General features: G+C 65.8%; 11 protein-coding genes and 2 pseudogenes. 4 read left to right on the top strand and 9 right to left on the bottom strand.

Annotated elements, in window-relative coordinates; translation table 11 throughout:
• Window positions 1-137: 137 nt before the first annotated feature.
• From ACFV4R_RS15095 to ACFV4R_RS15085, 3 genes are all read right to left on the bottom strand, one after another.
• Window positions 138-2,951, bottom strand: coding sequence for an aconitate hydratase (locus ACFV4R_RS15095; protein ID WP_377203195.1), 2,814 nt, complete (start codon window positions 2,949-2,951; stop codon window positions 138-140).
• Window positions 2,952-3,131: 180 nt separating this feature from the next.
• Window positions 3,132-4,520, bottom strand: coding sequence for a class I SAM-dependent RNA methyltransferase (locus ACFV4R_RS15090; RefSeq protein ID WP_377203194.1), 1,389 nt, complete (start codon window positions 4,518-4,520; stop codon window positions 3,132-3,134).
• Window positions 4,517-6,493 (bottom strand): APC family permease, encoded by a 1,977-nt coding sequence (locus tag ACFV4R_RS15085; protein ID WP_377203193.1) that lies wholly within the window; start codon window positions 6,491-6,493, stop codon window positions 4,517-4,519. Before ACFV4R_RS15085 ends, ACFV4R_RS15090 begins: the two co-directional genes overlap by 4 nt.
• Window positions 6,494-6,612: 119 nt before the next feature.
• Here ACFV4R_RS15085 and ACFV4R_RS15080 point away from each other — a divergent pair, with 119 nt between their 5' ends.
• Both ACFV4R_RS15080 and ACFV4R_RS15075 read left to right on the top strand, forming a co-directional pair.
• Window positions 6,613-7,287, top strand: coding sequence for a TrkA family potassium uptake protein (locus ACFV4R_RS15080; RefSeq protein WP_045730364.1), 675 nt, complete (start codon window positions 6,613-6,615; stop codon window positions 7,285-7,287).
• Window positions 7,284-7,976, top strand: a pseudogene (locus ACFV4R_RS15075) (potassium channel family protein); the annotation flags it as partial. The gene ACFV4R_RS15080 and the pseudogene ACFV4R_RS15075, both read left to right, overlap by 4 nt.
• A 292-nt stretch (window positions 7,977-8,268) precedes the next feature.
• Here the strand turns inward: ACFV4R_RS15075 and ACFV4R_RS15070 are convergent.
• The 4 genes from ACFV4R_RS15070 to dut all read right to left on the bottom strand — a co-directional run bounded on the left by ACFV4R_RS15070 (window position 8,269) and on the right by dut (window position 10,813).
• Window positions 8,269-8,949: a DUF3159 domain-containing protein gene (locus ACFV4R_RS15070; protein ID WP_377203369.1), complete on the bottom strand. Its 681-nt coding sequence runs from the start codon at window positions 8,947-8,949 to the stop codon at window positions 8,269-8,271.
• A 173-nt stretch (window positions 8,950-9,122) separates the two neighbouring features.
• The gene (locus ACFV4R_RS15065) at window positions 9,123-9,488 is read right to left on the bottom strand and encodes a hypothetical protein (protein ID WP_377203192.1); all 366 of its coding nucleotides are present in this window, start codon (window positions 9,486-9,488) and stop codon (window positions 9,123-9,125) included.
• Window positions 9,481-10,194, bottom strand: a complete 714-nt coding sequence (locus ACFV4R_RS15060) for a DUF3710 domain-containing protein (RefSeq protein WP_377203191.1) — start codon at window positions 10,192-10,194, stop codon at window positions 9,481-9,483. Before ACFV4R_RS15060 ends, ACFV4R_RS15065 begins: the two co-directional genes overlap by 8 nt.
• A gap of 97 nt (window positions 10,195-10,291) precedes the next feature.
• Window positions 10,292-10,813, bottom strand: coding sequence for a dUTP diphosphatase (dut, locus tag ACFV4R_RS15055; protein WP_377203190.1), 522 nt, complete (start codon window positions 10,811-10,813; stop codon window positions 10,292-10,294).
• 139 nt (window positions 10,814-10,952) lie between these two features.
• Here dut and ACFV4R_RS15050 point away from each other — a divergent pair, with 139 nt between their 5' ends.
• Entirely contained in the window at window positions 10,953-11,438 is a 486-nt protein-coding gene (locus ACFV4R_RS15050; protein ID WP_377203189.1) for a DUF3093 domain-containing protein, read from the top strand.
• A 191-nt stretch (window positions 11,439-11,629) separates the two neighbouring features.
• The gene (sepH, locus tag ACFV4R_RS15045) at window positions 11,630-13,021 is read left to right on the top strand and encodes a septation protein SepH (RefSeq protein ID WP_377203188.1); all 1,392 of its coding nucleotides are present in this window, start codon (window positions 11,630-11,632) and stop codon (window positions 13,019-13,021) included.
• 101 nt (window positions 13,022-13,122) lie between these two features.
• Here the strand turns inward: sepH and ACFV4R_RS15040 are convergent, their stop codons facing one another.
• Both ACFV4R_RS15040 and ACFV4R_RS15035 read right to left on the bottom strand, forming a co-directional pair.
• Entirely contained in the window at window positions 13,123-13,344 is a 222-nt protein-coding gene (locus ACFV4R_RS15040) for a hypothetical protein (RefSeq protein WP_377203187.1), read from the bottom strand.
• 66 nt (window positions 13,345-13,410) lie between these two features.
• Window positions 13,411-14,290: pseudogene (locus tag ACFV4R_RS15035) on the bottom strand (hypothetical protein); the annotation flags it as partial.

Below are 14,290 nucleotides of genomic sequence, written 5' to 3'. Positions count from 1 at the left end.
CCCTCCTTCGGGTGGTAGACGTGCCGTTTAACTCTAACGCCTTGGTCCGCGGACAAGGCTCAGGCGGACGGCCGAAGCCCCGGCTGGTCGGTGACCGGCCGGGGCTTCGGAGTGGTTCTGCCTGCTGGCAGGCTCCGCTAGTTAGCGGAGATCTGGCGCAGCACGTACTGCAGGATGCCGCCGTTGCGGTAGTAGTCCGCTTCACCCGGCGTATCGATGCGAAGGACGGCGTCGAAGGTCTTCGAGGAGCCGTCTTCGGCGGTTGCCGTGACCTTGAGGGTCTTGGGGGTGGTGCCTTCGTTCAAGGCGGTGACGCCCTCAACCGAGAAGGTTTCCGTGCCGGTGAGGCCCAGGCTGGCAGCATTCTCGCCGGCCGGGAACTGCAACGGCAGGACGCCCATGCCGATGAGGTTGGAGCGGTGAATGCGCTCGTAGCTCTCGGCGACAACGGCCTTGACACCCAGCAGGGCGGTACCCTTGGCAGCCCAGTCACGCGACGAACCCGAACCGTATTCCTTGCCCGCCAGGACCACCAGCGGGGTGCCGGCTGCCTGGTAGTTCTGCGCGGCGTCGTAGACGTAGGCCTGCGGGCCGTCGGCCTGCGTGAAGTCGCGGGTGAAGCCGCCCTCCACGCCGTCCAGGAGCTGGTTCTTGATGCGGATGTTCGCGAACGTACCGCGGATCATCACCTCGTGGTTGCCACGGCGGGAGCCGTACGAGTTGAAGTCCTTGCGCTCCACACCGTTGGCCAGCAGGTACTGGCCGGCGGGGGTGTCGGACTTGAACGAACCGGCAGGCGAGATGTGGTCCGTGGTGACGGAGTCGCCGAGCTTCAGCAGCACGCGGGCGCCGCTGATGTCCTTGACCGGCTCAGGCTGTGCCTTCATGCCCTCGAAGTACGGGGGCTTCCGGACGTAGGTGGACTTGGCATCCCAGGCGAAGGTGTCGCCCGCAGGGGTGTCCAGCGCCTTCCAACGGTCGTCGCCTTCAAAGACGCCCTCGTAGCCGCGGGCGAACATGCCCTTGTCGATCGAGGAGTCAATGACCTGCTGGACCTCGACCGGGTTCGGCCAGATGTCCTTCAGGAAGACGTCATTGCCGGCTTCGTCCTGGCCCAGGGCATCGGCTTCGAAGTCGAAGTCCATGGTTCCGGCCAGGGCGTAGGCGATGACCAGCGGCGGGGAAGCCAGGTAGTTCATCTTGACGTCCGGGTTGATGCGGCCTTCGAAGTTGCGGTTGCCGGAAAGCACAGCCGTGACGGAGAGGTCGTTTGCCTGGATGGCTTCGGAGATCTCGGCGTCGAGCGGGCCGGAGTTGCCGATGCAGGTGGCGCAGCCGTAACCCACGATGTAGAAGCCGAGCTTCTCCAGGTACGGGGTCAGTCCCGACTTGTTGTAGTAGTCGGTCACTACCTTGGAGCCCGGGGCGACGGAGGTCTTGACCCACGGCTTCGCGGCCAGTCCCTTTTCCACTGCGTTGCGGGCAAGCAGGGCAGCAGCCAGCATCACCGAGGGGTTGGACGTGTTGGTGCAGGAGGTGATCGACGCGATCGACACCGCACCGTGGTCCAGCTCGAACTCCCGGCCGTCCGCGGTGGTGACGGCCACCTTCTTGGACGGGCGTCCATTGGCCTTGGGGCCGTGGCTGTGGGGGGCCTGCTCCGTGAGGTGCGTGGCCGAAGCGGTGAACGACGGGGAATCCGATGCCGGGAAGCTCTCGTCGATCGCTTCGTCCAGGCTGCCGTCGGCCAGGTCAACCTTGACGTAGTTGCGGAGGTCCTCGCGGAACTGGTCCTTGGACTCGCTGAGGATGATCCGGTCCTGCGGGCGCTTAGGGCCTGAGATCGACGGAACGACAGTGGACAGGTCCAGTTCAAGGTACTCGGAGAACTTGATCTCGCGGGAAGGATCGTGCCAGAGGCCCTGTTCCTTCGCGTACGCCTCGACCAGGGCAACATTCTCATCGGAGCGGCCCGTGAGGCGCAGGTAGTCCAGGGTGACGTCGTCGATGGGGAACATGGCGGCGGTGGAACCGAACTCCGGGCTCATGTTGCCGATGGTGGCGCGGTTGGCCAGCGGCACGGCCGCGACACCCTCGCCGTAGAACTCAACGAACTTGCCCACCACGCCGTGCTGGCGCAGCTGCTCAGTGATGGTGAGAACAACGTCGGTGGCGGTGGCGCCGGCCGGGATGGACCCGGTCAGCTTGAAGCCGACGACGCGGGGAATGAGCATGGAGACGGGCTGGCCGAGCATGGCTGCCTCGGCTTCGATGCCGCCGACGCCCCAGCCGAGCACGCCCAGGCCGTTGACCATGGTGGTGTGGGAGTCGGTGCCGACGCAGGTGTCCGGGTAGGCACGCAGGGCGCCGTTGACTTCACGGGTCATGACCGTGCGCGCCAGGTACTCGATGTTGACCTGGTGCACGATGCCGGTTCCCGGGGGGACGACCTTGAAATCGTCAAACGCGGTCTGGCCCCAGCGAAGGAACTGGTAGCGCTCACCATTGCGCTGGTATTCGATCTCCATGTTGCGCTCCAGCGCGCCGGAGTTACCGAAGGCATCGATCTGCACCGAGTGGTCGATGACCATTTCGGCCGGTGCCAGCGGGTTGACGCGCTTGGGGTCGCCACCAAGTTCCTTGACCGCTTCACGCATCGTCGCCAGGTCCACCACGCAGGGGACGCCGGTGAAGTCCTGCATGATCACGCGCGCCGGCGTGAACTGGATTTCTGTATCGGGTTCCGCATTGGGATCCCAGCCTGCCAGGGCGCGGACGTGATCGGCAGTGATGTTCGCGCCGTCCTCGGTCCTCAGCAGGTTTTCAAGCAATACCTTGAGGCTGAACGGAAGGTTTTCTGCACCTTCAACGGAGTTCAACCGGAAAATTTCATATTCGGTTCCGGCTACATTAAGTTGGCCTTTTGAACCGAAGCTGTCCACAGTGCTCATCGCAGGACTCCTCTCGCAACAGTTTCATCTTTGTCGCGCGGTTGACCGCCTGCTAGTTAGGTGGTCCTAATTAGCTCAGGACCCGAAAATGGCACACAGCCGCCCGCGAATACGGGGCGCGACGTGGGACTACTACGGCCATCGTAGTCGAAAACGCCGTGGCCATCATGGATGCTGCCGTCACGAACGGGGCGTCAGCAGCGCCACCGTCTCCAAGTGGTGGGTGTGCGGATAGATGTCGAAGGCCCGCAGGTTGGCGAGCTCCCAGCCAGCGTCCCGGAAGTAGGACACGTCACGGGCGAACGACGCCGGATCGCAGGATACGTAGGCAATGGCCCGCGGGTGCGCGTCGGCCAGTTGCCGCACCACTGCCTTGCCGGCACCGGCGCGCGGCGGGTCGAGGACCAGGGCGTCGAAATTCCGCGGTTTTTGGCGCAGGACACGCTCCACCCGGCCCTGCACAATTTCCACCTGCGGGGCAGCATGCAGGTTCTTGCGGGCATCCCTGCTGGTTCCCGGTGCGCCCTCAACGGACAGTACCGAGCCGGTCTCCCCCACGGCGTCGGCCAACACCGCGGTGAACAGTCCGGCGCCGGCATAAAGGTCCGCAACCACCGCTCCGGGGTGCAGGAACCCGCCCCCGTGCAGGAAATCTGTGACAGCCCCCACAAGTGTCCCGGGCGCGTCGCGGTGGATCTGCCAGAACCCGGCGCCCGTGACCCGGTAGTCGTGGCCGGCCGCGGATTCCTGTACCCACGAACGGCCCCGCAACCGGGTCACTTCCCCCGAGACGGGGTCGAACCCGGCTGCCGACACGTCATCCGGCAGGGCCGCGGCAACGGCAGCCAGTCGTTTGGGTTTGGTTCCCTCCGCCGGAGCCAGCAGCACCAGCGGGCGGGAACCGTTTGCCGGGGCCGCGACTTCCACCCGTTCGATGCCCTGCAGGTCGATGTTCCACAGCTGCAGGGCGTTGATGGCGTCCGTGGCGAGCGGCATCTCCCGAACCGGGAGGACCTGCGTGGAGCGGTGCGCGTGCATGCCCAGCTTCCCCGAGGGCGTCACCGAGAAACTGGCGCGCGTGCGCCACCCAAGGCCCGTCCCGCCGTCGGCCGCTTCTCCCACGGCCTCCACGGCGCCGCTCCAGCCGGCCGGCGGCTGTCCCGTCCCGCCCAGCCGCCTGAGCTGTTCGTCCAGCACCTCGGCCTTGAGCCGAAGCTGCCGGCCCCGGCTGATGTGGCCGAACTCCGCACCGCCCACCGGAGGATGTCCATGCCCCCAGGCCCGGGTGGAATCCGCCGCATGCCAAAAGTGGTCCACACGGTCCGGGGACGCGTCCAGAACGTCCACGACGTCGGCGCGCCAGAACTTTGCGCTGTCCCCGGCGTCGGTGAGCCGCACACGGACCTTTTCCCCGGGAAGGCCGTGGCGGACGAAGATGACGCGGCCTTCGTGGCGGGCTACGCAGTGGCCGCCGTGGGCGATGGGCCCCACCTCGACGACGAGTTCCTCCCCCGCATGCGCATCTGTTGTGCTGCCGGCGGCGGCGGTGGTGGAGGTTCTGGAGGTCATTGCACGTCCTGGAGGTTCTTGGCTTCTTCGGATGATTTGAGCTGCCATGGCACGCTGGCCACCATGACTCCGGGTTCGAAGTGCAGCCTGGTCTTGATGCGCAGGGCCGTCTGGTTGTGCACCAGCTGCTCCCACCACTTGCCCACCACGTACTCGGGGATGTAGACCACCACCAGGTCGCGCGGAGAGTCGAGGCGCATCTGTTTGATGTATTCCATGATGGGCGTGACGGTTTCCCGGTACGGGCTCGCCAGCACTGTCAGGGGAACGGGGATGTCCAGTTTCTCCCAGTCATTGACGGTGTGCGCGGTTTCGGCGGCATCGATGTCGACGGTGATGGCGTCCAGCCTGGACGGGCGCGACGCGCGGGCGTAGGCCAAGGCGCGGAGCACCGGCTTGCGCACGTGGGACACCAGGAGGACGGCGTGGACGCGGGTGGGCAGCGCGCGCGGAGACGAGTCCTCGTCCACGGCCAGTTCCTTGGCCACGTTGTCGTAATGGGCGCGGATGCTCCACATGATGAGGAACAGGATGAACATGGCGAGCAGCGCAATCCAGGCACCTTGTTCGAACTTGGTGATGAGCACGATCACCAGGACCAGCGCGGTCATGCCGAAGCCGATGGTGTTGATGGTGCGGGACTTCAGCATCCTGCGCCGCACGGCCTTGTCCTTGGCGAGCTTCAGCTCCCGGCCCCAGTGCCGGATCATGCCGAGCTGGCTGGCCGTGAAGGAGATGAAGACGCCAACGATGTAGAGCTGGATGAGCTTGGTGACATCGGCGTTGAACGCGATGATCAGCACCAGGGCTCCGGCGGCCAGGGCCAGGACGCCGTTGCTGAAGGCCAGCCGGTCGCCCCTGGTGCGGAGCTGGCGCGGCAGGTACCCGTCCTGGGCGAGGATGGACCCCAGCACCGGAAACCCGTTGAACGCGGTGTTGGAGGCGAACACCAGGATGACGCCGGTGGCGGCCACCACAATGTAGAACGGGATTGAGCCCGGGCCGAAGATTGTCTGCGCGATCTGGCTGATGGCCGGGTTCTGGATGTACCCCTCAGGCAGCGGGCTGCCGTTGAGCAGAAATTCCTTGGCAGGGTCCAGGACAATGTGCACCTTTGTTGCCTGGGCCAGGAACATGATCCCTGCCAGCATCGAGGCGCCGATAACGCCCAGCAGAAGCAGCGTGGTGGCGGCATTCTTGCTCTTGGGCGGACGAAAGTTGGGCACGCCGTTGCTGATCGCTTCGACGCCGGTGAGGGCCGCGGCTCCCGAGGAGAAGGCACGCAGCAGGAGGAAGGCGCCGGCAAGTCCTACGAGGCCCTCGTCGAAGCCTGCCGCGGGGACGATAGTGAAGGCGGCGGAGGGGGCCTCGCCCAACTGTCCGGTGGCCACCTGGTAGACGCCTACCGCCGTCATGCCAAGAATGGAGGCCATGAAGATGTACGTGGGGACGGCGAACACGCTGCCGGCCTCCTTGATGCCCCGCAGGTTGACCAGGGCCAGGATGATCACGCCGATGGTGGCGATGGTGGCCTGCTGGCCGTGGAGCGAGGGCACCGCCGTGGTCAAATATGCCGCTGCCGAGGACATGGAGACCGCCACGGTGAGGACATAGTCCACCAGGAGCGCTGAGGCGACGGTGAGCCCGGCGTACTTGCCCAGGTTCTCATTGGCGATCTCGTAATCGCCACCACCGGACGGGTAGGCATGGACATTCTGCCTGTAGGACGCCACCACGGTCAGCAGGACCACCATGACGGCCAGGCCAACCCACGGGGAAAAGGCCACGGCGCTGACGCCGGCCAGGGCCAGGGTGAGCAGGATTTCGTCCGGCGCGTACGCGACGGAGGACAGTGCATCAGACGCGAAGATCGGAAGGGCGATCTTCTTCGGAAGCAGGGTATGGGCCATCCGGTCATTCCGGAACGGCCTGCCCACCAGAACGCGCTTAACCGCGTTGAATATTGTCAGCACTCCACAAAGCTAGTCTGATTCCCGGATGATGTCATGACGGCAGCGGGGCGGCAGGAAGCGGGGGCGCTGCCGGTAGAGTTCTAGCTGCAGAAGCTGGACCGGAATACAGAGGAGATACGGTGGCGCATTTCGTGATCATGGGATGTGGCCGGGTGGGGGCCACGCTGGCGCACACACTCGAAGATGCCGGGCACTCAGTGGCCATCATCGACCAGGACGACCGCGCGTTCCGCCGGCTCCGGCAGGGGTTCACGGGGCGGAAGGTCACCGGCGTCGGTTTCGACCGGGAAACGCTCAAACAGGCCGGCGTGGCAGAGGCTTACGCCTTCGCAGCTGTATCAAGCGGCGACAACTCGAACATCCTGGCTACCCGGGTGGCCCGCGAAACCTTCCATGTGCCGCATGTGGTGGCAAGGATTTACGATCCCGGCCGCGCCGAGATCTACCAGCGCCTGGGCATCCCCACCGTGGCGGCGGTCCGCTGGAGCGCCGACCAGGTGCTTCGCCGGATCCTTCCGGAGCAGCACCTTGCCGGCGACTACCGCGAACCGTCCGGACGCCTGGTGTTGGCGGAATTGGACCTGGACGCCGGGTGGGTGGGCCACAGGATCAGCGCCATCGAGAAGGCGGCCGGTGTTCGCGTGGCGTTCCTCACCCGTTTCGGAGAAGGGCTGCTGCCGGATGCCGGCACGGCCTACCAGGACGGCGACACCGTCCACGCCATGCTCCAGGTTGACCGTACTTCCCACGTCGCCCAGGTCCTGACCAAAGCCCCCGCTAAGGAGTTGCAGTGAAAGTCGTGATCGTTGGCGCGGGCAGCGTCGGATCGTCCATTGCCAGGGAATTGCTTTCCCACAAGCACGAGATCCTCCTGATCGACCTCAAGCCCGAGGTCATCGGCCGCAGTGGCCTTCGGGGTGCGCACTGGCTGGTGGGTGACGCCTGCGAACTGAGCACGCTCCAAGGGGCGAAGGTTGAGGAAGCCGACGTGGTGGTGTCCGCCACGGGCGATGACAAGGTCAACCTGGTGGTCTCGTTGCTGGCGAAAACGGAGTTCGGCGTGGGCCGTACGGTGGGCCGCGTCAACAACCCGAAAAACGACTGGATGTTCAACGACTCCTGGGGCGTGGACGTTGCAGTCAATACCCCGCAGCTGATGACCGCCCTGGTGGAAGAGGCCGTGGAAATCGGCGACCTGGTCCGGCTCCTGACCCTCCAGACGGGTGTTGCCTCCCTGGTGGAATTCACGGTTCCGCACGACTCGCATGTCATCGGCAGCACCGTGGGCGACATCGAGTGGCCCGATGATTCCACGTTGGTGGCGATCCTGCGGGACCATGCACCCATCACTCCCAGCCGGGATGACGTCATCGACGGCGGTGACGAACTGTTCTTCGTCACCACTATCGCGGCGGAGGATGAATTGCGTGCCCTCCTCTCCCCCGATGCTGCCGATTCAGCAGCTCAGCCGGAGGAAGGGGAAACGCCCGGCGGTCAGGTGCAGTCAAGAGCCGGCACAGCCTCTGGCGGCGGGGATCAGGTCCGCGCCGTGAGTGGCAGCGCGGAGCACACCGATGCTGGCACTGTGAACGGCAGCGCCGCATCCGCTGATACTGCGCATGCCGGCACGACTCAGGATTCCCGGCAGGCCCGGCAGTCGTCCCTGGAGGACGACGGGTTCGACGGATAGCATGGCCGCGGCACCTGTTGCGTGACCCGCCCGGGCCGGCGGTGGCCGGCCTGAACAAGCACGAGGCGCAGGATTCCCGGCGAGCCTAGCCCTTCGCGGGCGTTTGGCTGCCCGCTGCATCCGCGTCGGCGGGCCGGGTGACCAGCCAGGCGATCCAGACTCCAAGGATGTACAGCGGGGCGCCCATGATCAGGCGCGTGGTCGCCAGGGCTGCGAGCCCCTCCGGTCCCATCAGGTAGAGCGGGACCTGCACCAGGAGCCGCAGTGCCAGGACGCCGACGATGATCCAGGTGCCCAGCTGGTAGGCACGAACGCGGGCCGGATCCTTGCGCCAGTCCAGCCCTTCATTGCGGATAAAGCCGAACAGCAGCCCCGCAACGGGCCATTTCACGAAGATCGAGATCACCATCGCAATGATGTACGCCCCGTTGGTGAAGAACCCGGGCAGGTAGAAATCCTCGGCCTTGCCTGTGGTGTTCGCAAGCCACGCGGAAATTCCGACGCCGACAACCCCGGCAAGTGCCTGGGTCAGCGGCCGCCGCTGCACGAGACGCGCCACAGTGAACACCGCGGCGGTGGCCAGCGCCGCCACCAGCGACGGGGTCAGGTCCTGGGTCACCGTAAAGGCAATGAGGAAGACCAGACCGGGCAGGATGCTCTCGGCAATGCCTTGGACCCCGCCCGCGCTCTTCAGGACGTCGACGCGCCCGTCGTGGGTCCTGTGCAGTCCAGCCTTGGCGGCGTAGTCGGCGGCCAAGCCGGCCATAGGCGAGGACCCGCCGCCGTCCCGTGGGCCGTTGTCCCGGCTGTCATCGGCCGGGAAGTTGCTGACCTGGTCTTTTGTTGACGGAGACTGACCACCCTGCGCGCCGTTAGCTCCGGACTTGCCGGAGGTGTCCTGGTGGGCCGCGCCGGGCGACGGGTCTGGCTGGTGCGCGGTCATTCGTTCTCCTGGTGGGAAAGTATTTCGTAGCGCGGGTTGAAGATGGTGGGCATCCCCTCGCTCCTGGACAGCATGCCTTCGAGCTTGAGCTCGGTCCCGGCTTCGATGCCGGGAACGCGGCGCCGGCCCAGCCACACGACCCGGAGGCGCGCTCTTGCCGCGCCGGCCCGGACGGATCCCGGACGGAGGGCGCCGGAGTCGGAGACTATGGCGCTGAATGCCGCCGTCCGGTCGGCTGGAACATAGGTGACGGACTCGATGCGGCCCTGGCACAGGACGCGCCCCTTGTCCGGCAGTTGGTCCAGGGGAACCGGAGCCTTGCCGTGCGACGCCGGTGATCCCCCACCCACGGCTTCAGCCAATCTGGGTGATTTCGGGGCCGCGTTCCGGCTCCTGGAGGTTCGGAGCGCCCGGGGGCGGTGTGGTGGTTGCGTCCTTGGGGAGGCGCAGCTGGAGAAGGTCGCGTGGAGGCATGGGGCTGTCCCCGCGGACCACCACCACCTTCCGGAACAGTGCTTCGAGCGGTTCAGCCGCGTCACGTTCCAGCGCAGCAGGTCCGCCGAGCACGCCACGAAGGAACCAGCGGGGTCCGTCGACGCCAATGAAGCGCGCCACCCGGAATCCCTGGCTGCCGTCGGGGAGCCCGGCAGGAAGCTTGGCCACGAGTTCTGTTCCGAAGGGGCCTTCGATGTCCTCCACCTGGCCGCCCTGCGCACCGACCGACTGGCCGATCTGGGTGCGGATCTCTTCCCAGAGTTCTTCGGTTTTGGGTGCGGCAAAAGCCTGCAGCTGCAGGCTGGACCCGTTGAGGTCCAGGGTGACTGCCACGACCCGCTGGGTGGCTTCCTCAACCTCGAGGCGGAGCTGGAGGCCCTCGCTGGGGGTGATCAGCAGGGCGCCGAGGTCCACATAACCGTCGCGGCTGCTGATTTCAGACTCATCCAAGGGGCCAGTGGCTGGCTGGTCGACTGCCTCCGCTTCACCGTCTGCGGGCGCATCGTCAGCGAGCAACCCGTCCGGTGCGTCCGGTTGCTCCGTCTTGGCTTTCCTGCCGAACCCAAAGGCCATGAGGATGTTTCTCCTTTAGTGTGAATGTTCCGGTCCGGCCCTGGGAGGTACCGTCGCCGTACTGCGTTGGCCGTGGCACCAGCTGCCACGGGCCCGATCAGGCTCCGGGCAGATTGAACCCGCCGGTGGAGCCGAAGCCCCCGGTGCCGCGCACGGACCCGCTCAGTTCCGTGACTGGAACGAACTGTGCATACTCGACGCGCTGGATGACCATCTGCGCAATTCTATCGCCGCGCCGCAGCTCGATGGCCTGGCTCACATCGGTGTTCAGGAGGGTGACCGAAATCTCGCCGCGGTAACCGGCGTCGACTGTTCCCGGGGCGTTGACGATGGTGAGGCCGTGCTTGGTGGCGAGGCCGGAACGGGGGTGGATCAGGGCCACGAATCCCTCAGGAAGGGCAATGGCCACGCCGGTTGGGACGAGCCGACGCTCACCTGGCTGGAGGGTCACGTCCTGCCGCGCGCGGAGGTCCGCGCCGGCGTCGCCGGGATGGGCGTAGGAAGGCGCTTCCAGTTCCGGATCCAGCATCTTCAGCCGGACCTGGAGGGTGGGAGCGGAGGCCGGAAGTTCCGGCGCTTCGTCGAAAACGGTATTTGCTGCGGAGGGTTGATCAGTCACAGTCACTCACTCTAACCCTCGCTTCAGGATCAGACCTAGGGTGGGCCACCGAAGGGCGGAGGCCCATGGCCGGGGTGGACGGCATGTGCGGATTGACCGCCAAGATGAAATAGCCCGGCAAAGGTGGAAAGCTTGGCCTATGCCCGAAACAAGCTCCCCCGCCCCCACGCCCAGCCCGTCTACAGGGTCCTCGGCCACTTACAGGGAGAAGCTTTGGCCCAACGTGTGGATCTGGATCATTGCTGCTGGAATCTCGGCAGCCGGGATCCTCGTGTTTGCACCGATCAGCATGTTCGCCGGCATCACTGCAGCGGTGGTCCTCTTCGCCATCATGGCGGTGCTCCTCATCGTGTCGACGCCGACCCTCCTGGTCACCGGGGAAACCTTCACCGTTGGCCGAGCCACCATCGAGCGCAAGTTCGTCGGCGCCGTCGAACACTTCAGCGGCGGGGAAGCGACGGCGGAGCGCGGCACCAGGCTCAACGGCCTGGCCTACCTCTGCATCCGCGGGTGGATCGACCCCGTAGTCAAGGTAGAGATCACCGATCCTGCCGACAAGACGCCCTATTGGCTGACCTCGTCGCGGCACCCGGAAGAACTCGCGGCGGCCCTTACCCGCCACTGATACGTCAGGTACCCCCATGCAGGCCAGGGACAAGAACGGCTGACAGACCCGGGCCCGCGGCATTCGAACAGGAACGCGGTGGCAACGCCGGAAGGCCGGAATATCGCGGCGCGCCCTGCCCCTTGAGGCAAATAACGCCCACCGGGTGGCAGAGTTTCGATTGATAGTGATGCCAGGGTGGAGGATTTTGGATGCAGGATCTACGGCTTGTAGGCGTGCACGACGACGGGACTCACCTCCTGTTGAGCGGGGCCGGCGGTGAGATGTTCCGGCTGCCGATCGATGAAGCGCTCCGGACGGCGGGCCGGTCGGCTCCGAAGCTGACGCCGGAACGGCCTGCCATTCCGATGTCCCCCCGGGACATCCAGGCGCGGATCCGCGCCGGTGCCACGGCCGCCGACGTCGCAGAAATTTCCGGCCTGCCGCTTGCGAAAGTCGAGCGATACGAAGGCCCGGTCCTTGCCGAACGGGAATACATTGCGCAGCAGGCCCGCAAGGTTGAAGTAGCCACGCCCTCCCCCGGCCATGACGTCTACAGGTCCGCTTTTGGCGACAATCCCGCCACCCTGGATGAGATGGTGTCGCACCGGCTGACCGCCCACGGCATAGATCCCTCAGCAGTTGAATGGGATTCGTGGCGCAAGCAGGATGGAACCTGGACTGTTACCGCAAGTTTCCAAGCAAAGACTGACGGCACTGCCGGGATCGGCGAGGAACCGCCGGCCACGTGGACTTTTAACCCCGTCCGGAAGGCGCTGCAGAACACCAACCGCTGGGCCCAGCAGCTCAGTGAGCTGGAGCCCCTGGATGGACCCGTTCCGGCCCGCCGCCTGTCGGCGGTCTCGGACCGTCCCTTCGATTTCGAAACCGACGCCGATGCTGTGCGGACTGGCCCGCAGAGTGTCGTTGCAGGGCCCGGCAAGGAAGCTGATGGGCTGCTGGACATGCTCCGTTCGCGCCGGGGCCAGCGCCTGGGCGTCGACGAGGACTCCGATGATGCCCTCGCCATGCTCCTGACCCACGGGGTGCCGGCGGCTCACCCGCGGCCGTCAGAGGTAGTCCCCGAACCTGAGGCTGAGACTGGGGCCGAGGTCGCAGAACCGGACAACGGGCGGCAGGACGACCAGCCGGATGCTCCCGCAGCAAAGGGCGATTCCTTCGTCCGCCGCCGTGATGCGAGGCCCTCCATGCTGTCCCGCCTGAGCCTGATCCCGCCCCACCGTGACGTTGAGGATGATGTTCTTAGATTGCACGACGGTGTCAGCACGGAAACGCGCGAGGTCACCATTGTCGCGTCCCCGCAGAACAGTGCAACCCGGCCGGACAGCCAGTCCGCTCCGGAACTCCCTGCTGACACGTCCTCCAACGACACTCCCTCCGGGCGTGACGGCAGCACCAATGCAGGTTTGGACGAGTTGCTGGGCGGCGGCCAGCGCCGGTTCGCGTCGAGGAACGACGACGGCCAGTCCAGCGTGAAGGGTCAGTCGCCGGAGGCTGAGGCGCCCGAGCGTCAGCCGTCCCGCCCCAAGCGGTCCAGCGTCCCGTCCTGGGACGAGATTGTTTTTGGCACCCGCAGCGAATAGTGGGATATTGCGGCACCTCCGGTTTCCACCCAGGATTTTCGATATACAGCGATAAAGGACCGATTCTTCGCCGTGCATGATCCGTGCGGGCCTGCCGACTGCTAGGCGTGAAGCAACCAGTCTGTGCGGCCTCCCCATGGATCAGCCGGAAGCACGAAAGGTGTCGCGTAGAAGGCCTCCCACAGCGGATCGTCCGGGGAAAGATCTCCGGGTTCGATGAGGTCCTCTCCGAGTAGCTCTCTATCCAGTGACTCGTCGTCGGGTGGGTCCGCGAGCAGGTGTTCCGGACAGACTGCAATGCCGGCAAGTATCTGCTCCTCCAACGACAACTGTGCTTCAGCTGATCCGTGGACAGTCGTTTCCTCCGGCAGTTCCCCGGGAAACGTTTGCTATGCTGGCTCCTGCGCTCTGGCAATGCTTTCGGCCGCGTCAGTCCAGCCCCTCAGGATAACGTCGCTGCCCGCCGGCAGATCTTCGATTGTGTCGGGCACTCTGGTCGCGACAGACTTCCCGGCCGCTCCAACGTCGCCACCCTGCGTAGGGTCTCCGCTCGCGGCAGGCTGCCCGGGCATGCCAGGTTCCTCGGCCGCGTCAATGTCGCAGGTCAGGGCCCGATCCTGTTCAAGTTCGGGGAGTCCGGGTGGCCAGTGTGGTGGTTGGGGGTCGGGGTGTTGTGCCGGGTAGTGGCGGCCTGTGGGTGAGGTCCAGCCGGTGGTTCAGTTTCGGTGGCTGGTGTGGGCGTCCAGCCGCTGTTGTGCTTGAGCCGGTGATGTTTGGGACAGAGCTGGGCCAGGTTGCTGACTCCTGTTGTCCCGTTGTGCTGCCAGGCGGTGAGGTGGTCGGTGTCGTTGTCCGTGCTGGTGTTGGTGCAGCCGGGGAAGGTGCAGTGCCCATCGCGCATCCTGATCCAGCGTTTCATCGCCTCCGACAGCCGGTAGCTGGTCCGGCCAATCTCCAAGGGCGCTCCGTCGCGGGGGTCGGTCAGGACCCGGTAGAACGAGGCCGCCCCGTCGGCGACGAGATTCCGGGCCATGGCCGCCGGGATGGGCCCGTATCCGTCCAGGACTGCCGGTTCATCGGTGCGTCCCAGCAGGGTGAAGATCGGCACGGTGACGAGGACGTCGGCCTTGAGTGCGGGGATCTTGCTGAGGTCAACCGCGTAAGGGTCGCTCCTGGTGCCACTGTCAGCATCGTTGCCGCCGGGAACTCCGTGGACGCCAGCCATACCACCGGCTTGTCGGCCATCGTCAGAGCGGCCTGTGCCAGTGG

Source organism: Pseudarthrobacter sp. NPDC059871 (assembly GCF_042731175.1).
GTDB lineage: Bacteria > Actinomycetota > Actinomycetes > Actinomycetales > Micrococcaceae > Arthrobacter.
Note: the sequence above shows the minus strand (reverse complement) of the source record. Positions and strands in the feature narration are given on the sequence as shown.